This is a genomic window from Aridibaculum aurantiacum (genome assembly GCF_017355875.1).
In the GTDB taxonomy this organism is placed as follows: domain Bacteria; phylum Bacteroidota; class Bacteroidia; order Chitinophagales; family Chitinophagaceae; genus Segetibacter; species Segetibacter aurantiacus.
In genome coordinates this window covers 249,779-274,419 of record NZ_JAFEWC010000002.1, presented here as the reverse complement: position 1 = coordinate 274,419, position 24,641 = coordinate 249,779, and the positions used below count along the sequence as shown (strand labels likewise).

General features: G+C 42.5%; 14 protein-coding genes. 2 read left to right on the top strand and 12 right to left on the bottom strand.

What is annotated here, in order from left to right; all coding sequences use genetic code 11:
* Positions 1–108: 108 nt before the first annotated feature.
* From J4N22_RS12760 to J4N22_RS12705, 12 genes are all read right to left on the bottom strand, one after another.
* Positions 109–2,355, bottom strand: coding sequence for a glycoside hydrolase family 3 N-terminal domain-containing protein (locus J4N22_RS12760; protein WP_242692213.1), 2,247 nt, complete (start codon positions 2,353–2,355; stop codon positions 109–111).
* 37 nt (positions 2,356–2,392) lie between these two features.
* Positions 2,393–3,865 carry a hypothetical protein gene (locus J4N22_RS12755; protein ID WP_207495154.1) on the bottom strand — a complete coding sequence of 491 codons (1,473 nt, stop codon included), beginning with the start codon at positions 3,863–3,865 and terminating at the stop codon, positions 2,393–2,395.
* Between the two features lie 91 nt (positions 3,866–3,956).
* On the bottom strand, positions 3,957–5,606 hold the full coding sequence (locus tag J4N22_RS12750) for a T9SS type A sorting domain-containing protein (protein ID WP_207495153.1): 1,650 nt from the start codon (positions 5,604–5,606) through the stop codon (positions 3,957–3,959).
* 61 nt (positions 5,607–5,667) lie between these two features.
* A complete protein-coding gene (locus tag J4N22_RS12745; RefSeq protein ID WP_207495152.1) occupies positions 5,668–7,491 on the bottom strand; it encodes a glycoside hydrolase family 2 protein in 1,824 nt (607 codons plus the stop codon).
* A 117-nt stretch (positions 7,492–7,608) separates the two neighbouring features.
* Complete coding sequence (locus tag J4N22_RS12740; RefSeq protein WP_207495151.1) at positions 7,609–8,676, bottom strand: endo-1,4-beta-xylanase; 1,068 nt, start codon at positions 8,674–8,676, stop codon at positions 7,609–7,611.
* 191 nt (positions 8,677–8,867) lie between these two features.
* On the bottom strand, positions 8,868–10,538 hold the full coding sequence (locus tag J4N22_RS12735; RefSeq protein ID WP_207495150.1) for a RagB/SusD family nutrient uptake outer membrane protein: 1,671 nt from the start codon (positions 10,536–10,538) through the stop codon (positions 8,868–8,870).
* A 29-nt stretch (positions 10,539–10,567) separates the two neighbouring features.
* Positions 10,568–13,597 carry a SusC/RagA family TonB-linked outer membrane protein gene (locus J4N22_RS12730; RefSeq protein WP_207495149.1) on the bottom strand — a complete coding sequence of 1,010 codons (3,030 nt, stop codon included), beginning with the start codon at positions 13,595–13,597 and terminating at the stop codon, positions 10,568–10,570.
* A gap of 32 nt (positions 13,598–13,629) precedes the next feature.
* Entirely contained in the window at positions 13,630–15,285 is a 1,656-nt protein-coding gene (locus J4N22_RS12725; protein ID WP_207495148.1) for a RagB/SusD family nutrient uptake outer membrane protein, read from the bottom strand.
* Positions 15,286–15,295: 10 nt separating this feature from the next.
* A complete protein-coding gene (locus J4N22_RS12720) occupies positions 15,296–18,754 on the bottom strand; it encodes a TonB-dependent receptor (protein WP_207495147.1) in 3,459 nt (1,152 codons plus the stop codon).
* Positions 18,755–18,869: 115 nt separating this feature from the next.
* The gene (locus J4N22_RS12715) at positions 18,870–19,973 is read right to left on the bottom strand and encodes a FecR family protein (RefSeq protein ID WP_207495146.1); all 1,104 of its coding nucleotides are present in this window, start codon (positions 19,971–19,973) and stop codon (positions 18,870–18,872) included.
* Positions 19,974–20,039: 66 nt separating this feature from the next.
* The gene (locus tag J4N22_RS12710) at positions 20,040–20,636 is read right to left on the bottom strand and encodes an RNA polymerase sigma factor (protein ID WP_207495144.1); all 597 of its coding nucleotides are present in this window, start codon (positions 20,634–20,636) and stop codon (positions 20,040–20,042) included.
* Between the two features lie 420 nt (positions 20,637–21,056).
* The gene (locus tag J4N22_RS12705) at positions 21,057–23,468 is read right to left on the bottom strand and encodes a heavy metal translocating P-type ATPase (protein WP_207495142.1); all 2,412 of its coding nucleotides are present in this window, start codon (positions 23,466–23,468) and stop codon (positions 21,057–21,059) included.
* 80 nt (positions 23,469–23,548) lie between these two features.
* Here J4N22_RS12705 and J4N22_RS12700 point away from each other — a divergent pair, with 80 nt between their 5' ends.
* The gene (locus J4N22_RS12700) at positions 23,549–23,959 is read left to right on the top strand and encodes a heavy metal-binding domain-containing protein (RefSeq protein WP_425339415.1); all 411 of its coding nucleotides are present in this window, start codon (positions 23,549–23,551) and stop codon (positions 23,957–23,959) included.
* Between the two features lie 49 nt (positions 23,960–24,008).
* Positions 24,009–24,563, top strand: a complete 555-nt coding sequence (locus J4N22_RS12695; RefSeq protein ID WP_207495140.1) for a hypothetical protein — start codon at positions 24,009–24,011, stop codon at positions 24,561–24,563.
* Positions 24,564–24,641 lie beyond the last annotated feature (78 nt).

The window sequence follows — 24,641 nt, the reverse complement described above, 5'->3', positions numbered from 1 at the left end:
ACTAATGCCTGCATAGGCAGGCATTAGTTATTAATCCATTTGTAACAACCACACCTTGATTTGCTGCTGTGGTTTATTTTTTCTTTTTGAATTATACTCTACTGTTATTTACTGAAGCTCAAACTTTGATTGTAACCTGATATCATTACTTGCGCTCCCTATCATCAATTGAAAAGTTCCCGGTTCGGCAGCCCATTCTAATTGTTGGTTGTAAAAAGACAGCTTCTCTTTATTGATAACAAAACGAATGGTGCGGCTTTCGCCTGGCTGCAACATCAGCTTGGTAAAATCTTTTAGTTCCTTCACCGGGCGTACTACGCTTGCTACTTCATCGCGCAGGTATAGTTGCGCCACTTCTTCGCCAGCTACCTTACCACTATTAGTGAGCGTAAACTGAACGATAATAGAATCATTAGCCGCCAGAGTTGGCTTGCTCATTTGCAGGTTACTATAGGTAAAAGTGGTATAGCTAAGGCCATGACCAAATGCATATTTAGGCGATTTCACCATATCTATATAGCCGGAGCGGTAGCGGGCATGGGTATCATTATCAGGTGAAGGACGGCCAGTATTCAGGTAGTTGTAGTGAATAGGAATTTGACCTTCGCCACGGGGAAATGTCATAGGCAATTTGCCTCCAGGATTATAATCACCCAACAAAACATTTGCAATAGCGTTACCAGCTTCACTACCTAACCACCAGGTGTAAAGAATGGCAGGCACATTATCGGCTGTCCAGTTGAAGACCAACGGGCGACCTGCATTAATGAGTACAACTATTGGTTTGCCTGTAGCATGTATTGCTTTCAGCAACTCCTCCTGCACACCGGGTAAGTGAATGTTCGCACGGCTGTTAGCTTCTCCACTCATGTCTCTTGCTTCACCCACGCTCACTATTACCACTTCGGCTTGTAAGGCAGCTGCAATGGCTTCAGCAAAACCTGCACGTGATGTATCGGTGATACCACAACCTTGTGCATACAGTAGCTCTGTGTTGTTACCCAGCTTGTTCTGCAGACCTTCGTACTGCGTTACCACATCGCTGTTATCAGGCCAGGCTACGTTCCAGAATCCAAGCATATCTTCTTCACTTTTGGCCAATGGCCCTATTATAGCCAGCTTCTTTATGTTCTTGCTTAGCGGTAAAATGTTCTTTTCATTCTTCATCAGCACGATACTCTTTTCAGCCATCTCTCTTGCTGCTATTCGGTGTTGCGGGTTGTTGAGTTGTTGTTGCTCTCTTGCCTCGTTACTAAACCTGAAGGGATCATCAAATAAACCAAGCTCAAACTTCTTGCGAAGGATACGCTTTACAGCATCGTCAATAAGTGCAACGGGTACTTTCCCTTCTTTAACTAATGTGGCAAGGTGTGGCAAGTAAGCCTGACCTTCCATATCCATATCGCTACCTGCTGACAAAGCAGAAAGGGCAGCATCTTTTTTATCTTTTACATAACCATGATCTACCATTTCTGAAATAGAACCCCAATCGCTTACTACAAATCCTTTGAAGCCCCATTTTTCTTTCAATATGTCGCGCTGCAAGTACTTGTTGCCAGTAGCGGGTACTCCATTGATGTCGTTGAAAGAATTCATAAACGTAGCTGCACCCGCATCTACTGCTGCCTTAAAAGGTGGCAGGTAAACCTCCCACAATGTGCGCTCACTTACATCTACTGAATTATAATCTCTTCCGCCAGCTGCTGCTCCGTATGCAGCAAAGTGTTTGGCACACGCAAGCATCTCATCAAGCTTGCCCGTATTGGTTCCCTGGAAACCTTTTACACGCGCTTTTGCAACCATACTTCCCAGGTAAGTATCTTCACCTGCGCCTTCCATTACGCGTCCCCAGCGTGGGTCGCGGCTTATATCTACCATAGGAGCAAACGTCCAATGTAAACCTGCCGCAGCGCCTTCTATAGCTGCAATGCGGCTGCCCATTTCTATGGCTTGCATATCCCAGCTCGCTACTTCAGCAAGCGGTATTGGAAAGGTTGTTTTGTAACCATGAATAACATCCTGCCCAAACAGCAGCGGTATCCTCAATCTTGACTGCATTGCCTGCTCCTGCACTTTACGGGTACGTTCTGCACCGCGCACATTCAGCATAGAGCCTACTTTGCCAGCTACCAGTTGTTGCTTACGGCTACCATTGTCGCTCATTGGACCCGTCACTTCATCTTTACTTGAATACTGGTTCAGCTGACCGATCTTTTCTTCCAACGTCATCAGCTTCATTACAGAATCCACACGTTGATCAATAGTCTTCTTCGTAGCTATAACTTTCTTTTGTGCTATAGATGCACTGCCCAATACCAGCAATGTTGCCAGCATGAATGTTTTACACTTATACATAATGAAACTGTTCTGCTTATCCCCCTGTTGTTGTGAATTATTTTTTTGCGGCCACTGCTTTTTTATTGCGCTTATCAAAGAAGTCGATCAGTGAATACACGTTTGTGTTCAACTCCTTCATTTTGTCTGTCATACCTGTATACTCTTTATAGCCTAAGGTTACAATACCTTTATTCGAGTCGGTATTAGATGGATCAACTTTAGTATTGGTAGGATCATTGTCCTGGTATTTGAACCAATGAAAACCTACGCAGTTCTTTGATTCAAGAAGTGCTAATGCAAAATTTTGGTAGAAGAGTCCACGGTCTTTTTGTGTGCGCACTATCCAACCTGCTCCTGAGTAATTTGGCATACCGCTGTCTTCGCCTTTGGTATACCATTCGGTAATGATGAAAGGTCGACCACTCCATGCTTCCCAGTTCACTACATCTTCCTGCAGTGGTGTCCATTCGCGGTAATAATTGATTGCAATAACGTCTATATATTTTCCTGCAGCTCTAAACACTTCAGGTACCTTTTTTTCGTAAGAATGAAAACGACTACCTAAATACATATGATTAGGGTCGTATTTTTTTATGGCTTTTGAAACGATAGAATAATATCGGTCTGCCATAAATCCTAAGAACGCATTTCGTTCTTTATCGTTAATGTTTTTTACGTCCAGGCCTTTTTCAAGCAGCCATTTTTTAGCAGCTAAATGCCCATGATCGTTTGTATCTTTTTTAGCTAAATACCTGTCTAGTGAAAGCCGCTGGAAAGGCATTTCATTATCGGAGAAATAACCTAACAGATGCTTGTCATCTTTGTATTTAGCTAGTTGTTTAGCGTACTCATCACAAAAGATTTCAAATTCAGGGTCGAAAACAAATATGGTATTATCAGGATAGCCTGTGTGGCCCGGAAGCTGGTAAGTACCTCCGCGCTTTTTACCATAATCGCTCATAAACCCTTTGATAATCGTATAAGATAGCGGCTTCGTTTCCTGGTCTGCCAGTTGAAGAAAATTGTCATTATCTGACCATGCTCCCAGTCCATTATATCCAAGCGCATTGATCTGTTGCTTTGTTTTAGCAGCCCAATTCTTTTTGTTGCTGTAGGTGTTTGTCAGCAACTGGTTACTGCTATCTGATCCGCCAGTAGCTATATTATTCAAAGCTATGTTCACCAGCAGGTGTCCATCCGGATCTATTATCCACCAACGTCCGTCTATTTTTTCAGTCCTAAAAAATCCTGTAGCATTTGCCTTTTTATCCAACCTGCCTCCATACTTATCCTGCTTAACTTTTACAGGCTTATAACCTTTCAATGTTTCCATTGATCGTGTAGGATACCACTTCCACTCTCCGTATTTTTTCTGCGAACTATTCGGCACCATTGACTCTACTTGCAAAGAATATTCTGCAGCAGCCTGGCTGTTTGCATCATTCAACAATCCTGTGGCCATGCATATACATGCCACACTAACAGTTGTACGTAATGTTTTTCCTGCAAAGTTTTTTACGCGTATCATATTCATCTTGTAGGTAAGAGGTGCTAGTAATACTCGTGTGGTTACCCGGAAGTGAATTCTACCGGGTACCACTGAGTATGGGGATTACTTTTTATTGTTTAACTATGGTAGTTATCTGTTTACCTGAAGCATCAGAAAGCTCAACTATGTAATTTCCTTTTGACAGTTGATTTAGTAGTACTACTGTTTGAGTAGCTCCTTCCTGTACCTGCATGCTTTGCATTACACGACCATCTAAAGAAACAACTTTCAATGTAGCACCCTTACCTGCTTTATCGTGCGATACATTCATTGAAGAGCCTACAACAGGATTTGGAGCAACAGAAAGTGTTTTATTGATCTTGTTCAATGCAACACGAATAACAGGGCTGAATGAGAACTTACCATCCTTATCATTCATTTTTAGACGATAATAAACTACTGCATGCGTATTGGTAAAATCGATGAAAGAATAAGCATTCTCTTGTTGCCTGTTGTTTGCTACTTGTGTTCCTATTCTTTCAAAAGAAACCGCATCAGCACTTCTTTCAATTGTAAAATCTTTTGTATTCACTTCATTGGTTGTATTCCACCAGATCTTTACATGCTTGCCATCAACAGCTGCATTGAAAGACTTCAGCGATAAAGGAAGAATAGCAGTACCTATAGAAGAACTATTGATTGGAGCCAATGTGACACTTCTGAACAATGTATTAGAAGGTGCAGTGGCAAGTACTGTAACAGGCGTTGTACTTGGTGCATTTTTAGGCGATGCGGTTACATAAGTATCTTGAAAATGCAACAGTTTAGATGACTCTGTTCCGTTGCCATCATTACCCCATGTAGTAGCATAAACATCTACTACTGTATTGCTTCCAGACTCAGATGCTACACAAACTACGCTTTTCACAAAAGCTGTAGATGCAGTAGAAATGGTGCCATCAGCTACCCAGGTGCTGCCTGCATCCTTCATGTAATATCTCCTGATGGTACTACCTGTGGTTGCGCCATCATCAGCTATGTATAACCTAAGCCTTCCGCCTACATAAAACAGGGCAACCTGGTTAGCAGTAGGAGTTGGTGCTGATACAGCATGAGTAGTAAAAGTAGTAGAAGTAGTAGGAGCAGGATCTGCTACTGCCAGGTTAGCGCTGTTACCGATTGGCGCATACAAAGCATCGTTGAACATGGTTAATGTTCTTGGAGCATTTTGCTGCGTAGATACCCTGGTAGAAGTATTGCTGCCAAGCGTGGTATAACGAACACCATTCTGGAAACCATTCGCCCAAATATTGTTGTCTTTTGTTACAGCCGAACGTGGAGAACCCAAGCCTACAGTAGGTTCGTTAGATAATGTAGTGGTGCTATTGTAGCTACCATCTGCAGCTACAATGCCTACAACAAAAGCATCGCTTGTAGCAGGAACTACACCACCAGGTGCCTGGTTGTAACCAAAGATGGTGATGTACTTACCATCTTGTGAAAGTGTAGATATACCTTCTTGCTGGTAAGTACCATTAGATAGTTTAGCTATACCTGTAAGCTTGTGGTTGGCACCATTGTCCGTAGTAGGTATAACGCGTGTACGAACCAAAGTTCCGGTGGGTGTATATTCATCAAGATATACAGGAACTGTGGTGCTTGCAGGCAATGCCGCCTGTCCATCACCATACCGGTAAACCACGAGGTTTCCAGGCGTGAACGATTGTCCAAATGATGTCATCGCTGATAACATGCAGGCAAATAGTAATCCTCTTTTCATAAGCAACTTTTATTGTTTTTGTATTTTGAAATCGATCTCTTTCTGAGTGTAATTGTATAAGCTACCTGTACTTCAACTGCATCTGGTCGTAGTAATTCTTCAACACATAAAAAGCTTTCTTCTTTTTACCCAATGCTGATATCACACCTTTCCTGTTCCAGAAATCCTGGAAGTAAGGATGCTGCCTGCGAGGCGATTTGAAGTCTACCAAGATCCACGGTGTCATTCCACGCAGACCTTCTATGGTCGATAACATCTTTATCTGGTTTACATACATTGCCTCCTGCCACTCTTCGGTCCAGCGTGTGTCTTCATCACCATGAAAACCTTCCAGTGCTTCGCCACCAAACTCTGATATTACCACCGGCTTCTTGTACTTTATGTTGAAGTGGTACTTGGTAATTTCTTTTGGTGTTCCACCCCAATACCAGCCTGCATATTCATTGAAGCTTACCAGGTCAATTTTTTCACCCAGCGGATCATCCACTATTACTTCGTTGCCATTTCTATGAAGCTCCAAAGCCGCAGCAACCAATCTTGTATTATCAAGTGAACGTGTATGTGCAGCAAGATTTCCCATGAACTGGTGACGTGGCTCACTGAGTGGTGTTTCGTTACCTATAGACCACACGATCACGCTTGCCCTGTTCTTGTCGCGCATGATCATATCGCTTAGCTGTTGTTGTGCATTCTTGTACGTGTCAGGATTGTTCCAGGAAATAGTCCAGTATACAGGCACTTCAGCCCATACCAGCAATCCCATCTCATCAGCGGCACGCATCATCTCTTCGTTGTGCGTGTAGTGTGCCAGCCGAACATAATTACAGTTCAGTTCTTTGGCCCATCCCAGCATCATACGTATATCACCCTGCCCACGAAGACGACCAGGAATAAGCGGATTTTCATCGTGCATAGAAATACCGCGCAGGTAAATGGATTTACCATTCAGCAATATGTTTTGTCCCACTACTTCTATGGTTCTAAATCCAATGCGATCATTAAGTGTATCAGTATTAGAAGCAATAGAAACATTGTAAAGCTTTGGCACTTCAGGCGACCAATAGACCATGTTCTTTACAGGAATATTGATGGTAGCTCTTCCCGATGTGTCTGTTGTTACACGCGTGGTTATTCCTGCTTCTGGTATGTTTATCAATACTGACTGCTGTTTATTAGCACCTGCCAACTGCACATATCCTTCTATCAATTTTGGATTTGACTTTGCTAACTGGATCTTGTAATCAGATATATACGATGCAGGCAATTCAGCCAGGTATACATCACGCGTAATGCCGCCATAGTTCCACCAGTCAGTGTTTACGGTAGGTATCTCATCTTGCTTGCGTGTGTTGTCTGCTTTTACTACCACAAAATTTTCACCCTCTTTCAGCTTACCTGTTACATCAAACTGGAATGGAGTGAAGCCACCTTTATGAACTCCTAGTTTCTTCCCGTTGAGGTATACATGCGCCTCATAGTTAACAGCAGCGAAATACAAGATGTAACGCTTGTTAGCCTGCGGCTTGCTATTGAACTTTTGCCTGTACCAGATCGTACCTTCATAAAACTCCAGTTTATCTGCCTGCGAGTTCCAATCACCGGGTACATCCAGCGTGGGTGCTACATCAAAATTGTATTCTATCAATTCTGTTTTATCCTTTGGATTCAGCGCCTCATAAAAACCTCCCTTACCAGTTGCTGTTTGGTCAAAAGGTTCATGACGATAATTGTAGTATCCCATTTCATAAGGATCCATAATGTAATTCCAGCGACCATTCAGGCTTTGCAATTTGCGCCCATGAATATTTTGAATAAGATCACTTTGCGCCTGTGCCACATTACATAATACCAGTAGCAGCAGCACCCATTTCATTTGAACTTTCATTAATCTTTCTTTTTCTTCTTTATGGTACCAGCATAGAAATTCTATGCAGCTTTACTTGCGTCGCACACTTGTACAACAGATCTTCATTGAGCAATAGTTTCTTGTTTCTGCAGCACGTTATTTGGCCCCTTCCAGCATACCGTAATAAGCAGGTTTCCTGGCATAGTTCCTATCAAAAGGCAGTGGCCAGTCAGGACGATTATATTGAGTTGGTATCCATGAGTCGCCATCGGTAACATTCCAGGTAGTAATACCAAACTGCTGAGCCTGTGGAATGTTTTTAAATGTTCTTACTACGAATTTGTATTTAGCAGCTTGCTGCTCGGCAAGAGTGGCTGTGAACACTAAGCCTTGCACATTATCAGGATTCATGGCTATATCTAATTCAGAAACATGCACTAATAAACCTGTTGCAGCAGCTGTGTTGATGGCAGCAGCAATGTTTGCATCCGTCTGGTTGTAACGTGTATGAAACTGCATGCCAGTACCATGAATTGGGATATTCCTGTTCTTTAAACTTACCAGCAAGTTGTTGATAGCTGTGCGCTTAGTAGCACTGTACTCATGACCATAATCGTTGTAGAACAAAAGCGCAGTCGGATCTGCCTGGTGAGCATACTGGAAGCAACGTGCTATGTAATCGTCTCCCAACTTCTGGCGCCAGATGCTATTGCGCATAGTGCCATCATCATTCAATGCTTCATTCACTACATCCCATGAGGTTACCTTTCCTTTATAATGTGTAACAACAGTTTGTATATGGGTCTTCATTAAGTTTTCCCATGCTGTTGAGTCACCGGCAAAATTGGTAACCCAATCAGGAATAGATTGATGCCATATCAACGTATGACCATGCACCCGTTTGTTGTTAGCCTGGGCAAATGATACCAGATAATCAGCTTGCGTCCAGTTGTACGTAAACTGCCCCGGGTGCAGCGTTCCAAACTTCATAGCATTTTCAGCGGTTATGCTATTGAATTCTGCTTTTACAAGATTGTTATACCTGGTGTTATTCTGCATCAGGTTTACATTTACAGCAGCACCTACTTTAAATGGCAGCATCTTTTGCAGCGATGTATCTGCAGGATTTACAGGCTGTGTAGGTGGCGGAGCAATCGTGTCGTTTTTCTTACACCCTACTGCCACCAATAAAATCCCTGCGACCAATACAATTAAATACTTCATGTTATGCTTTGTTTCTACTTATTGAATGATGATGGTTTGGATGGTGTTGTTATCCGGTTTACGATCTGCACGCTAAGCATACAAATCATGGTGATGTTCTTGCATCAGAGCATAGCTTGCCCGTACGGTATAAAGAGGCTGGTTGCCAAACTTCTTCATACCATCAGTTTTTTAAGCAAGTGTATAATTTCTTAGTAGCCGGGGTTCTGCACCAATGCCGGCTGACGGTTCATATCATTTTGAGAAAAAGGAAACAGGTAGTGCTTTTCAAAAAACACACGCGACTCCACTGTAAACCTGGTATAGTTAAATGTGCCATTGGTATTGGGTGTGATGCGCATTCCGCTCACAGATCTGTTGAAAAACACATCAGCCAATTTCCACCTGCGCACATCGAAGAAGCGATGTCCTTCAAAGCAAAGCTCTACTCGGCGCTCATTGTGTATACGGGCACGCATCTGTTCTTTATTTAATCCAGCTGGTAGTGCAGGCATACCCACACCACTACGTTGCCTTACCATGTTTACATACTTGTATACATCCGCTACCGGACCTTGTGCCTCATTCAGTGCTTCAGCATAATTCAACAGTACTTCAGCATAGCGAAGCACCACCCATGGCCTGCGTGCGTTTGTATTAGAAACCTGGTTCCATGTAGCAGCTTCGCTTAAGAACTTGCGCATGTAGTAACCAGTCTTTGTTGCATTCACATTTTTGTCTAATCCATCTGCACCACCTACAAACGTCTCTACAGCGCGTCCTTTAAAAGAACGACCATTGAAGTTTACCGTAAGCGCCAATCTTGGATCGCGCTGGTTGTATGGATTGTTTGGATTATAACCTGAAGCAGCATCAGAAATGGATCTGCCATTTGTCATTTCAAAAGCATCTACAAACTCTTGTGTAGGATTGGTGCGGCCTTTGGCTCCATCATAACCAATGGGTGCATTGTTTATCTCAATGTCGTTCCTGTTCAAAGCCTGGGTAGCAAATATTACTTCGTTGTTGTATTGCGCAGCACCAAAGTTGAAGATATTGGTGTAGTTAGTCATCAACGAATGCTTGTTACTATCAATCACAGCTTTTGCTACGTTGGCTGCTGCCTGCCATTTGCTGGCATCATTGGTAGTATTAAAAAGTGGACTGGCTGCATACAGCAACATCCTTGCTTTTAGCGCAAGTGCTGCGGTTTTAGTAGCACGTCCCCTGTTTTGTGTATTCCACGATTGGGTCCAGGTAGGTAGATGTGCTATAGCAGAATCACAATCTTTCACCACCTGTGCTACGCATTCCTCGAACGAATTACGAGGCAGGTTAAGGTTCTCATTTGGACTAAGCACTCTTGTAACCAACGGCACACCACCATACCTTTTCACCAATTCAAAAAAGAACATCCCTCTCAGGAAAAATGCTTCACCTCTTAAACGGTTCAGTTGTGCGGCATAGCCGGTATCTGCAGGCGTCATGGTAGTAAGCTCTGCTGTAGGTATAAGCACAGCTGTAGGTACTTTCTCCAGGAACAGGTTCACCTTGCGCAGTCCTTCATACATGTCTGCATATATGTTGTTGACTGTGCGTACAGGTGCCCATGTACCATTGTTGAAAATATTGATAGAGGAATTCAAGTTTGAATTAACTGCCTCATCTGAACCTGATGCCAGCATAGCGCCATCACCATCCATATCAAATCCTGAAGGAACATGGAAATAGGCATTGTTGATAAAGCCACGGGTATAGCTATCATTACCCCAAACCTGCTCTTCAGTAATTGCTCCTTCTGTAGTACTACCATCCTGCAGGAAATTCTTTTTGCAGGCGAATAGTGTTACCGGTACCAGGAGTAACCAAAGTCTTTGCTTCATATTTTTCATATCCAATTACTTGATTAGGGTTAAAAGTTGAGGGTTAGGCCTGCGGCAAAAGTTTTCAGGTAAGGGTAATTAGAGCCATAACCAGTTGTAGGCATTTCCGGGTCTATAGGCAAATCCTTCAGCTTGCTAAACGTAAGCAGGTTGAACCCACTTATATATACACGTGCAGAACGAATGTTCATTCTCTTAAGCGTAGATGCTGGAAGAGAATAACCAACCTCAGCAGCCTTTAGTCGCATGTAGTCGCCAGAACGTATCCAGAAGGTTGAATTGGCTGTATTGTTTCCGCGGTCACCAGAGGTTAGGCGCGGATACTTGGCAGTAGGATTTGAAGGCGTCCAAGCATCTACACTAAACTGGTTGATAAAACCTGTAGCTGCTGTACCAGAATTGATCAGGTCATTGATTTGAATTGACCTCCCATTGATACCTTGGAACTGGAAAGAGATATCAAAATTCTTAACGCTGATGGAAGATCCAAATCCAAAATAAGTAGGCGGGATATCAGTATAATCCGTCATCACAAAATCTAGAAAATCTATCTGGCCATCACCGTTTACATCTTTGTAGCGGATATCACCAGGGCGCACCGTTCCGGAAAGTCGCTGAACAGGTGCTGCATCAATTTCAGCCTGCGACTGGAATAAACCTTCTGCTATCAGGAACCTGCGTAAGAAGTTACTACCATGCACAATGTTACCAATAGGCTGTCCTATTTGTTTTTGGTATTCAGGCAAACCAGCCTCTTCATTTATTGCAAGTATTTTACTATTTGCATGTGTGTAGTTACCATTCAATGTGATGGTGAAAGCACCAACTTTCTTGGTGAACAATAAACCTGCTTCAAAACCTTTGTATTCTGCCTTTCCTTCATTCACATTCACTGTTGTTTGTCCAAGCACGTTTGGTAACAGTGCAGGAGTCAGCAGGTCATTTCTTCTTTCGTGGAAATAGTCGAACGTAAGGCTAAGAGACTGGCGGAATAATTTTGCATCAAATCCCGCACTTGTCTTGATAGCTTTTTCCCAGGTTAGATTTGGATTAGCGAGTTCCAGTTCTGTAGTATTAGCAACAGATGTATAACCTGTACCAAATGTATACTGTGCACCACCACGTGTAAAGTAGCTCCTGTAAGGATACCTTCTTACACCCAATGCATCGCTACCTACTGTACCTGTAGAAGCACGTAGCTTTAAGTAATCAAGAGCTTTAACCGACTTCAGGAAAGACTCTTCAGAAATGATCCAACCGGCTGATACTGCAGGAAACCAGCCAAAGCGCCTGCCAGGTGCAAATACCTGTGAGCCAGAATAAGCAGCTACCAGATCAGCAAAATATTTTTGCCTAAAGCTATAAGACACCCTGTTAGCAAAGTTCAGACGTGTATTATCCAGTCGTCCTGGCTGTGCACTTACAGCCGATTGTACACGCGATGAAATCTTGAAGTCGTGTTGACCAAACATGCGGTCATAATCTAGTCCTCCCCAAAATTCATTTCTCCTCTCGTTGCCACTGAAGCCTGTGTTCCTGTAACTAAGAGGTGCTTTATTTCCAAAGCGCACAGACGAGCCAGTAGGTGAAAATTCATACACCTCATACGACTGGTTGAAACCCGACTGGTACATACCATTGATGTCATACGTATAAAAAACATTTGCAGTAAGGCCTTTGGTAATGAAGTCAAGCTTCTGCCTTACATCAACAGTTGCCAGCAATGTTCTATAAAGGTCTGTTACATTTCCATCCTCGTTTAGCATAGCCAACGGGTTGTTGCGAAACAATGCACTGCCACCATAAGAGCCATTCTCGTTCTTTATAGGAAATGCATTGGCCGGTGTATTATATACGGTGTTTAGGAAAGTTGCGTTGCCTGAAAATGGATAACGAAGATTTTCTACACGGCCACCTACATCCAATATCACATCCAGCGACTTATTGATGTGCAGGTTAAGATTAGTGCGAAAGTTGTATCGCTTATAGTTTGTGTTTGCGTTGTACTTATCGTTGTTAGCTCCTTTGTACAAACCGTCCTGGTTGAAAAAACTTAGAACAGTATAATATTTAGCAAATGCATTACCGCCACTCACTGTAGCTACATAACGCTGTACAGGTGCAGCAGGTTTTATAAATTGATCAACGAAATTATTGTTAGGATACAGGTAAGGATTGGAACCTGATTTATATGCATCCAGAGCAGCCTGGTTGTAACGAGGTGCATTGCCATCGTTTTGTGCAGCCTGGTTTACAAGGGTAGCATACGTATACGAGTCCAAAGGTCTTGTCATATGTTGTGGTGTTTGCACACCACCTTGTACATCAAGTGTAACACGCGTAGAGGTAGGGCTTCCTCTTTTGGTAGTTACATAAATAACGCCGTTAGCTCCTCTCATACCATACCATGAAAGTGAGGCAGCATCTTTTAAAACACTGATACCTTCTATCTCGCTGATATCCATGTTTGCAAAATCTCTTTCTACACCATCTACCAGTACCAGTGGTTGTTGTCCATCGTTAAAAGATGATCGGCCACGGATAAGGAAGTTTGCATCATCAGTACCCGGGCGAGTACCCATTTGCCTGACATACAAACCCGGCAACCTGCCTGCAAGTGCATTATTAAGAGTTGAAAGAGGAAGCTGTGGCAGTTCTGTCCCTTTTATGGTGCTGATAGAAGCAGTAACTGCACGCTTCTTCCGCACACCAAAAGGAATAAAAACATTGTCATCATCTCCTGCCTCTACAAGGCTTTCAATCATCATTACTTCACCTCCTAAAAAGGCAGTGGCATTTTTGATAAGCGTGTTATAACCTTCTTTTTTAAATATAAGAACATCAGTAGAGTTACACTTGATGGAGAATTTTCCATCAGTGCCTGTAACAACTCCTGAAGTTTTTTCCTGCAGGTATATCTGCACGCCTTCAAGAGGCTTTTTGTTGATGTCGATGATGGTTCCTATAGCAGTGATAGGAGTATTGGGGGATTGCGCACTACCGGTATAAGCTATGCACAGGCAAAGCGCTATAACTATAGATTTAAGATAAACATTCATGTGGCTGTACATTAATAATTACGACTAAGAGTTTACCAACCTGGGTTTTGAACTAAGATGCCTTTGCTTTTGTAGATCTCTGAGCGAGGAATAGGATAACGATGCATGTGATCCTGGTAAACCTTCTGCAGGTTTGCTGGCAGCAATTCCCTGTTGTAGGTAAATGTGCCGTTAGCATTCCTGACAACGTTCATCCCGTACATAGGCTGCGCTACTATTTCTGGCCCTGCCTTCCAACGCATGATGTCGTACCACCTGATGTCTTCAAAAGCTAATTCAACAGCACGTTCGTTACGAATGCGCTTGCGCATATCATCTTTGGTTAAACCCGCAGGCAGTGGAGGCATAGCAACACTTGGCCTTGCACGAATTTGATTGATGGCATCATACACACTTTGATCAGGTGAACTCAATGCTTCATTTTGTGCTTCTGCATAATTCAACAATATTTCTGCGTAGCGGAAGAAGACATAGTTCAAAATAGCAGTACCTGCCACATTCCTGATGTAAGGCTCTGGCCACATTTTGCGGCTATAATAACGGGTCGCAGTATATGTTACGTTGCCTGACAGGTAGTCTCTACCACCACTCCACATTTGTATCTTACGGCCCTGCCAGTCTACATCGTTGTATAAAATATTTGCACGTAAGCGTGGATCCCTGTTCTGGTAAGGCATCTGTGGGTTATATCCTGAAGTAGGATCGGTGATGGCTTTACCATTTGTCATCTCGTAAAGATCTACGTGGTTTTGCGTAGGATTTAATTGTCCTTGCGCTCCGCCCGATCCTGGTGACATAGCAAAGTCAAGCAGGAAACCATCTATGCTTCTTGGTCCTCTTACTTTTATCATGATGTATTCAGGAGAGCTCGCAACATTCAGAATGTCAGCATAAGTAGACTGCAGGCTGTACTGCCCCATATCCATTACAGCTTTAGCTGCGGCTGCAGCTGCCTGCCACTTGCTTACATCATTCGACTCATTGTTCAACTTACTTGCTGCGTACAACAAAACCCTCGACTTCAAAGCTCTTGCAGCACCTGCAGTAGCACGGCCATTGTTAGAGTTGTTGTAATCTGAAGGCAGTAAAGGATCAGCTGTATTCAGATCGTTTACAATGAAGCTCACGCATTCTTCATAAGTGTTACGAGGGATGTCAATGTCTTCGTTCACACCATATGTGCGGGTGATGAGCGGAACACCGCCAAAACGCTTTATCAATTCGAAGTACAGGAAAGCTCTTAAGAAGTGCATCTCACCCCTGATCCTTGCAGGTGACTGGTTAAGCGTCCAGGGTATCCTGTCAATGTTCTCCAGCATTTTGTTGGTCACTCTTATGCCGGAATATGCCCTGGCCCATATATCGCTGATGTCATTAAGTGCAGATCCACCACGCTCATAGTGATCGTGGTACGAACCGGTTACCAGCGTGCGAACACCTACATCACTATTGCCAGATACTGCTTCGTCGGCAGCTTGTCCTGTAATACCACGGTGATTATTGAAACGTGCATATTCATCTACCAGGTGGTTGTATGCATTATCAGCAAATTGCGAAGCAAGAATTGGATCAGCGAATATTGCCTCCTCGTTCAGGTTTACACTTGGTGCCCTGTCAAGGAATTTTTTACATGCTGTGCCTGGCAAAAGCATCAGCATGATCAATACAGATAATATGGAAGTTCTCATTGTTAGGGAATTACAATTGAAGGTTGATACCAAAATTCATGATGCGTGGAGTAGGATAGATTGACTGCTTTGAGAAGTCTGTATTTGACAAGTTGATGTTCTCCGGGTCCAGGTACATCCTGTATTTGGTCCAGGTAACCAGGTTCTGTCCTGATACATAGATTCTCAATCCCGGCACTTTAAACTTGCGGAGTAGTGACTGAGGCAGGTTATACGACAATTCAATGTTCCTGATCTTCAGGTAAGATGCGTCCTGCAGAATGAAGTCATTCAACCTATAATTGATAAATGCATTTCCTCTTGAGTGCAATGCCGGCCATGTAGCCGTTCCTGCTGTTTCAGGTGTCCACCTGCCTTTCTGGAACTCATACATCTGCTGACCGTTGTTCTGTTCACTTAGTATAACATCTGAACTAACATTTGCCACACCCTGGAATAGTACAGATAGCGTAAGTCCTTTATAACCTACAGAAGGAGAAAAGCTGTAGATATACTCAGGTGTACGTGAGTAACCGATAGGCACAATATCATCCGCATCTATTTTGCCATCACCGTTGTAGTCTTTATATTTAAGATCACCAGGTATAACCCTACCCAAAGTATTAACCGGCGAGTTAGCAATATCCTGTTCTGACTGGTAGAAGCCTTCGGTCATATAGCCAAAAAATTGGCCCACAGGTTTACCTTCCTGCTTCATATAAGCAGGTCGTCCTGGTGGCTCGTCCCTGCTGATTATCCTATTGCGGGCAAAGGATAGTTGGGTAACAAGACCATAATTAAAGGCTCCTGACTTTTGCTGGAAGTTCAACTCAACCTCGTATCCTTTGTTGTATACCTCACCAATATTTAGCGCCGGGTATGTCTGGCCATAGGTCAATAATCCGGATGACCTGTTGGTCAGAATGTCGCTACGGATCTCATCAAACAGATCAACAGTAAGTGACAATACATTTTTGAAGAAGCTTGCTTCTAAACCAATATTTCTCTTCACACCTTTTTCCCAGGTAACTTCAGGGTTACCAAAAGAAGTAGGTATAACTACAGGATAAGAAACCAAAGAAGTAGGAAGACCAAATTGAACGGCATTACCTGGTCTTGACCACGCCGGGTTGTTAGTAACACCACCCGTGGCTACAGAATAGTTATCAAGGAACAGGAACCTGTTGTTCAATTTATCGTTACCAACCAATCCATAAGAACCACGCAACTTCAGGTTCGATATCCATGTTATGTTGTCCATGAACTTTTCATTGCTCAGAGTCCATCCTGCTGAAACAGCAGGGAAGAAACCGTATTGCTTACCAGGAGCAAATTGTTCAGAACCATTATAGGCAGCATTTACCTCAGCAAAATAGCGGCGCTTGTAATTATAGGTTACACGGCTTACTACGCCCTGAGATGCTCTTGGAGGAGCATTTAATCCTGAACCTGGCTGATCTATTAACTGGCGTGTATAAAGTACAAGACCTGTGAAGCTATGTGCGCCAAAATTGCGATCATAATTAAAGCCCGTCTGAAGGTTTGAACTGATCATACCACCATAACTGGTGTTCAAGCCGCTTAATGGTTCATCTCTTGGCCTGTCAGATGCCAGGGAGATTTCTTTAGTCTGACGATCTATAACATACGCTGCCCAGCTGGCATTTCTTCTTGTAGTGCTGGAGAAGTAAGAGTCGTAACCGAATACTGTTTTAAATGACAGGCCTCTTGTTATCCTGTCAAGTTTATAACTAAGATTGAAGGTGCTTTCAAGTGTATTGTTATCATCGTTTCGTGTACCCCACCTGGTAAGCACCGCGTAAGGGTTCAGGATATTGGTACCAACGTTAGGGTTTTGCGCTATACGACCATCAGGAAGCATGACAGGATAAGCAAACGCCGGCGTCTGTACAATCCTTGATATCATAGCTTCTGCATTGTCGAATGAAAAGGTAGCGCCGGCAAGACCTGCAGGTTGGTAACGTTGTCCCATTTTACCGCCTAATCGCACACCCACAGTAAGGTCTTTGCTTAATGTGAAGTCAACATTTGAACGGAAGTTATAACGATGATAAGATGGAGTAGTTCTGAAGCCATAAGGCGATTCAAATTCTTTGAATATTCCATCTTCAAACAGGTAACCAACTGAGGCAAAATATTTAACCACTTTAGTACCACCACTTACGTTGATGTTGTGCTGTGTTTGCGGGTAATATTTCCTCGTTACATACTCAAACCAATTAATATCAGGATAACCTAAAGGATCGGAACCATCTTTGAATTTACGCAACTCATCAGCAGTCCATGTTTCAGGTATATTATCATTCCTGTTTGCTTCATTTATCAATGTTGCATTGTCAAATGCATTCAACGCTCTAGGTATACCTGTATAGCTTTGTAAACTAAAGTTTGAGCTGTAGCTGATCCTTGGTTTACCTTCTCTACCTGCTTTAGTAGTTATAACTATTACACCATTAGCACCTCTTATACCAAATACTGCAGTAGATGCAGCATCCTTTAGTACGGTAATAGATTCAATTTCATTTGGATCTATATCACCGAAACCAGAACGTTCTACTCCATCTACTACTACTATTGCTGCATTGTTGTTATAGGTAGCGCTACCTCTTATGTTTATCAAGGCTTCGTTGTTGCCCGGCTGGCCACTACGCTGCACTGCTGACAGACCTGTAAGTCTTCCTACTAAACTATTGGTAACATTGGAAACAGGCGACTTCAATATCTCCTGGCTGGACACAGTAGAAATGGCGCCTGTTACGGTAGCTTTCTTTTGCGTACCATAACCCACTACTACCACTTCATCAAGTGAAGTAGTGCTACGCCTCATTGTAACATTTACAAGCGATGCGCCACCACTTACCTCTCTTTCTTCAATAATATAGTTTACATAGGTAAATACCAGTATAGTCCTGGCACGTCCTACGGTTATAGCAAAGCGGCCATCTCTGCCCGACACAGTTGCTTTACCACTACTTTTTACACTCACAGTTACGCCTTCCATGGGATTACCGGATGTATCGGTTATCACTCCGCGTATGATGGAAGAATCCGGGTCGGCGTTATTAAAAGAAACTTGTGAAGATTGTACCTGTGCTAGTTGAGCTGCTGCATCACGGCCTTTTTTGCTTAAGATGATGTATTGATTATTCTGGAGTTCAAACACCACATTCATAGGAGCAAAAAGTTCGTTAAGCACCTGCTTAAGCTGCTTCTTATTTACCTTCAGAGTTACTTTGCGGGTAGCCTCTATTACCTCTGCACTATATACAAAACGTGCATCACTTTGCTCTTGAATTTTATTGAGGATGTTTTTAAGAGACTCATTCCTTGCATTCAATGTTATCTCTTTCTCCAGCAACTGCTGTACTTGCTCTTCACGAGCATGGGTGGCAGTTACCATAAAAAGCAACGAGCTGAAGAGTAGCATCCGGCAGAAGACTAGCCGTAGATTTGGGATTTTGTTTCGCATGTCTGCAATCGCTTTTTGGGCTTAATTTTAAAATAAAGGGTTACCAGGCCACAAGCTTTTCGTCCTGCAGCAATATTGTTTGCACTAAAAAATTTGGAATTTTCTCTTGTGGGTTCTACTTACATCCGTTGCTGTTTATTACCACGTTTCCATCTATAACTACATATGTAGAACCAATAGCTTTTGTCATGATATTGAGCTTGTCAAAGAAGCTTTCGTTATCAAACATGGCAGTAAGTGTGCAGGTTGACATTGCTTCTTCATCGTACAATATTTGTATACCATATTCTTCCATCAGTGCCTGCAGCACATGCACCACAGGCGTTTCTTCAAAATGGAATTTTGTACTTGCAGCCGGCTTAACAAATACAGGATTTTCAACCAGCTGTTTCACTAAAAGATTTTCATTCTTATCTAAAACCACCTGTTGGTTAGGTGTAAGCAATAAGCCTCCTAAATGCCGAGGACGTGCAGCAGTTTCAGAAAAATCTTCTTTATTGTATACTGATACTTTTCCTGAACGGACTACCACTGAAAGAACTTTGGTAGCAGGGTATGCATCTACAAAAAATGAAGTACCCAATACCTTGGTGACTATTTTATCTGTATAAACAACAAATGGCTGTGCCGGATTTTTCTTTACATCGAAGAATGCCTTTCCTTCCATATAAACCTGCCGCTTTTGATCGGCAAATGCATAAGTGGCTTTACTGTTGCGATACAATGTAAGCGAGCTGCCATCAGGAAGAGTGAAAGTTTTTGTAGTATCTGAGGTATTGGTATACTCAGTGGAGGCATCTTGCATTTTTTGAATGAATGCCTGGTATGATGCTGAAGGAGTAGCTGGCTGATTTAAGAAATATATAGAGGCAACTAATAAGATAACAGCGGCGGCAACGGCCCATCGTACTGCAGGCTTAATGGTGAATACTTTTGCGGTAGCCGGAGTTGCTTCTTTAGCCTCTTCATCCTTTAGTTTAGCCAGGATCTTAGCTATCTCGTTGTTTACCTCATCATCCGAAATATTTTTGTTATGCATGTAGAGGCTGTGTAAGATACTGAATGAATAATTCAAATTTGGTTGCTGTGTTGGATGTTCTTTCATCCATTTTGTCCAGTAACCAATGGATTCCTCGTCTGGATTGAACACCCACTGGCGGAAGTACGCGTTGGTGAGAAAGTCCTCGATGGTGAGTAAGGGAGCTGTGGGCGAATTCATATAACAATCAGTTAATACTATAAAGCAGCAGGAGAAAAAAATCTACTGGACTTTTGTAAACTTTTTTTAAAAATTTTTTTCTGCCGGCTTTTCGCCACTCACCGGGAGCTGAATATTTTCTTTTAAACGCTTTAGCGCATCTGACAGCAGGTTATAAACCGACTGCCGCTGCAACGAGATTATTTCTGCTATTTCCTCAGGTTTCATATCCATGTAAAAGCGCAGGTAAATGATCTCTTGCTGTCTTGCAGATAAAGTAAGTATGCCTTCTGTAACCCTACTCACCAGTTGAGCCTGTTCCTCTTTACTTATCATCAGGTCTTCCCTGCTATAGGATTGATCGTCCTGTACACGCAGGAACTGCTCTTGTTTTTCGGCCTGGGAAGAATCACGAAGCACTTCTTTATGTAATTCGCGCCTTAGTGACTTGAGAAGGTAAAACTTTACATTGGTAATTGGCCGAAGATTGCCTTTGGTACGCCAAAGGTTAAGAAAGAGGTTTTGAATGCAATCCTTCACCGCGTCATCATCCTGGTGAAGACTATAGCCATACCGGAATAGCTCTGCATAAAACTCCTGCATGAGTTTGGTAAAAGCCTCTTGGCTACCACTAAGCATGGCATTCCAATTGGCAATGGCAATATCGTTGTCTGGCGTCGGCAAAAATTTTTTAAAACACTGGAGGTGTTAATTCATGCGCAAAAGAAGGAACAAATGATCTAAGTCTGAAGCTTATGAAAATATTTTAATACCATATGAATTAGCTTCACCCGATATTGTCAATATATTCTCCTGCCAGAGATATCAAGTGTCCGCCATATCCGATACACGATTCGGTAAAGCAATAGGAAATGCGAACGCAGAAGCGGTTCTCCTTTATGAATAGCATTTTTGCAAGGCATAGCAGATCGGTTTAAATAGAAGGAGTTTATTCTTCTGCATAAAAGTGATCTATTTACCTCAAAATAAAATCAAGTAGAACTCGAATATGTTGATTTCTGCTAAATGATAACATACGCACCGTTTCTGCTCAATACAACCTGGAGCATATCATACTGAATCAAACATACTTTTCTTTATTCATCACTTCATCTTCATTTGCCAGGCAGCAATGTTGCTGGCACCAAAGGTAATGAGCATGATACTCAGGCTGCTGCTGGGCATTAGGATAGCCGCTATCATAGGCGAAAGATCTCCCTGCACAGAATAATAGATACCCACAATATTATACATGATAGAAACAACAAAGCTTGCCATAACCACACGCTTGTTGATCTTACACATTTTGATAAACTTATACAATACAGGCAACTTGCTGGCTTCTATGATTCCATCACTGGCGGGTGTGAATGTGTTAGAGTTTTCGGTAACAGCAATGCCTACATCTGCTTGTTTGAGTGCTCCGGCATCGTTCAAGCCGTCACCCACCATCATCACTTTCTTACCTTGCTGCTGCAGGCGCTTTATAGTTTCCAGTTTGTCTTCAGGCTTTTGATGAAACATTATTTCAGCGCCATTACCCAGTAGTTTTTGCAGGTAGTGCTTCTCACCAGCATTGTCACCACTCAGGATAGAAAGATTGTTCTTATACTTTCGCTTCAAGCGCCTGATGAGTGATGGTACATTATCGCGATAATGATTTTTGAACCTGAACTTACCAAGCACCTGTTCCTCCACTGCCACATATACGCAGGTCTCTTCTTCATGATCCTTGCTTCCAAACACAAATTGTTTTGACCCTATTGTAATAAGATCGCCTTCTACTATGCCTTCTATTCCTTTACCGGGTACTTCTTTAAAACCTGCTATGGTACCTCTTTTCTTATCACCTAAATAAGCCGCTACAGCCTTGCTCATAGGGTGCGTAGATTGAGAAGCCAACATTGCAACCTTAGCTTTTTGCGAAGGTGTAAGAGCTTCACCTGAATATTCAATATGCTGGTACTGCCCTGTAGTTAATGTCCCTGTTTTATCAAAAACGATATGATCTACAGCAGCTATATCTTCTATCTTTTGTGCATTGCGCAGGTACAATTTATTTCTACCAAGCAACCGAAGTACGTTTCCATTGGTAAATGTGTTGCTTAGCAATAACGCGCAAGGGCAAGCAATAATCAATACAGCAGTAACGCTGTTCCAGATCTTTGCATAGTCATTGTTGAAATACCAATAAAGCGCACTGGTGGTGGCAATAGCCAGAACAACCCAGGTGAAGTAACGAGCAAGCAAATGAACAAATGATCTTTCTTCATCACGCTTATCCTTCTTCAGTTCTTCCCTGTTCCACAACCTGGTAAGATAACTCTGCGCTACTTCCTTTATCACCAGCAGTTCAATGTTGCTTCCAATCTGTTTTCCGCCTGCATAAATGATCTCCCCCATCTCCTTTTGTACAGGCACACTTTCGCCAGTCACAAAACTATAATCAATCAAAGCAGAGCCGCGTGTAAGAATACCATCTGCAGGCACCAGCTCCTGGTTATGTATCAGCAGTGTATCATCCAGCTTTATATCAGGAAGGGCAACGGGTGTCTCTTCGCCCCTACCAACCTTGGTAACGGCAACAGGGAAATAAGAAGTGTAATCACGCTCAAAGCTTAGCTGCTCGTAAGTTTTATCCTGCAATACACGCCCCACCAGCATGAAGAAAACAATGCCGCTCATGCTATCAAAATAACCGCCGCCAGTGTCTGTCAATACTTCAAACACACTACGTCCAAAGGTTACTACCACAGCAAGTACAATAGGAGCATCAATGTTTAGAAATCCATGGCGCAGGCTCTTCCATGCACTGCTGTAAAACTCAGATGAACTATAAAAAAATACAGGAAGACTGAGAAGCAAGTTCAGGTAGCGGAACAGTCCCACCAGGTTGTGCTCCTTGGCATCTATACCTAAATATTCAGGAAAGCTGAGCAACATAATGTTTGCAAAACAAAATCCTGCAACACCAAGTTTATAGATCTTCGATTTATTGAAACGTGGTTTGGCCTGTTTTACATCACTTAAACTTATGTAAGGTTCATAACCTATAGCAGCGAGTAATTCTGCCACCTGCCGCAGCGATACTTTTGTATGATCGAATATTACATCCGCTTCTTTCCTGGTAAAATTCACTTTTGAGGAAAGTACATGCTCATTAAGCCTGTGCAAATTTTCCAGCAGCCACAGGCAGCTGCTACAGTGCATTTGCGGCAGGTAAAAAGTTATATGCGTCTGAGCTGTGTCGTGGTAGCTTATGAGCGATTGCCTGATCTTTACATCATCTAAAAAAGCAAACTTATCTTTTCGTAGAGGCTCCCGCTGGCTGGTACCTGGGTTTTGATTAATTGAATAATAATCGCACAGGCCGCTGCGGTTCAGTATCTCGTACACCATCTTACAACCTTCGCAGCAAAAGCTGTTTTCTGCTGCCACTATCACATTACTTCCACAATCTTCACCGCAGTGATAGCAAGCTGTTTTATTTCCTGTTGTTTGTTTACCGCTAAGCATACCTATGAATTATCTGCAAAAATATTTGCAGCCATAGCCAACCCTGCTGACCATGCTCATATACAAAACTGACAATGCTCATGAAAATGAAGACCATCATCTTCTACTCATTTACCTGCCGGAAACAAGCTGCTTGTGTCATTCGTTTATCTACATTTATAAAAACATATAGTATGATAACTACAACAACAAATGTTATAGAAGGACAACCGATAAAACAATACCTGGGAATTGTAAGTTCAGAATCAATCATTGGCGCTAACATCTTTAAAGACCTGTTTGCAGGTATACGCGATATAGTTGGTGGCCGCAGTGGCACCTACGAAAGAGTGATAGACGAAGCAAGAACCAATGCTATGAATGAACTGGTACAAAAGGCACAGGCATTGGGAGCAAATGCGGTTATAGGTATTGACCTTGATTTTGAAACGGTAGGTAGCGGTGGAAGTATGCTAATGGTAATAGCGACCGGAACTGCTGTAAGAATATAAGCCTGAAGGTTTAATATTTGCACGACTGGCACAAACACCAGCACATTACATGATGAACAGACTGATCCTCCTTGTTTTTCTTTTTTCTTTTCTTGCCTGCAAAAGCAATGATGGCAGCAACGGAAACGATGGCATCAAAAGAAATAAAGCAGCTAACGATATAGAAGAAAATATTTATCGCTCGGCCGATAGTATGATGACAGCTTTCAAAAGACAAGACTGGCAAACATTTGCATCATACAATCACCCCGCAATGATGCGCATGATGGGTGGTGCGGAAAACTTTGTTTTTTTTATAAAAGAACAAATGAAACACATACCGGATACAGCCATAAAAGTGATGGCAGCTGGTAATATTTTACAGGTAGTAAAAACAGAAACTGATCATCAATGCGTGCTAGAGCAGCATATGCATATGTTGCTTGAAGGCATCAACATTAATACTACAACATACCTGGTTGGCGAATCAGTTGATGAAGGTAAGAACTGGACATTCTTTGACGCATCAAGCAATGGACTGGTAACACCTAAAGACATCAAACCAAACCTGAGCAACGAGCTAAACATTCCGGCACAAAAGAAAGAGGTAAAGCAACTGCAATAGCATGCAGTTGCCTTACCAATTAAAAGTTTGTTTTTTAGTTTGAAAATGTTAGCGCCATTTAATCACATTAGCTTTTTT

Excerpts from the sequence above, each read along its gene's own strand:
- J4N22_RS12760 (WP_242692213.1), bottom strand. The coding sequence starts at position 2,355 with ATGTATAAGTGTAAAACATTCATGCTGGCAACATTGCTGGTATTGGGC.
- J4N22_RS12755 (WP_207495154.1), bottom strand. The coding sequence starts at position 3,865 with ATGATACGCGTAAAAAACTTTGCAGGAAAAACATTACGTACAACTGTT.
- J4N22_RS12750 (WP_207495153.1), bottom strand. The coding sequence starts at position 5,606 with ATGAAAAGAGGATTACTATTTGCCTGCATGTTATCAGCGATGACATCA.
- J4N22_RS12745 (WP_207495152.1), bottom strand. The coding sequence starts at position 7,491 with ATGAAAGTTCAAATGAAATGGGTGCTGCTGCTACTGGTATTATGTAAT.
- J4N22_RS12740 (WP_207495151.1), bottom strand. The coding sequence starts at position 8,676 with ATGAAGTATTTAATTGTATTGGTCGCAGGGATTTTATTGGTGGCAGTA.
- J4N22_RS12735 (WP_207495150.1), bottom strand. The coding sequence starts at position 10,538 with ATGAAGCAAAGACTTTGGTTACTCCTGGTACCGGTAACACTATTCGCC.
- J4N22_RS12730 (WP_207495149.1), bottom strand. The coding sequence starts at position 13,597 with ATGAATGTTTATCTTAAATCTATAGTTATAGCGCTTTGCCTGTGCATA.
- J4N22_RS12725 (WP_207495148.1), bottom strand. The coding sequence starts at position 15,285 with ATGAGAACTTCCATATTATCTGTATTGATCATGCTGATGCTTTTGCCA.
- J4N22_RS12720 (WP_207495147.1), bottom strand. The coding sequence starts at position 18,754 with ATGCGAAACAAAATCCCAAATCTACGGCTAGTCTTCTGCCGGATGCTA.
- J4N22_RS12715 (WP_207495146.1), bottom strand. The coding sequence starts at position 19,973 with ATGAATTCGCCCACAGCTCCCTTACTCACCATCGAGGACTTTCTCACC.
- J4N22_RS12705 (WP_207495142.1), bottom strand. The coding sequence starts at position 23,468 with ATGCTTAGCGGTAAACAAACAACAGGAAATAAAACAGCTTGCTATCAC.
- J4N22_RS12700 (WP_425339415.1), top strand. The coding sequence starts at position 23,549 with ATGAAAATGAAGACCATCATCTTCTACTCATTTACCTGCCGGAAACAA.
- J4N22_RS12695 (WP_207495140.1), top strand. The coding sequence starts at position 24,009 with ATGATGAACAGACTGATCCTCCTTGTTTTTCTTTTTTCTTTTCTTGCC.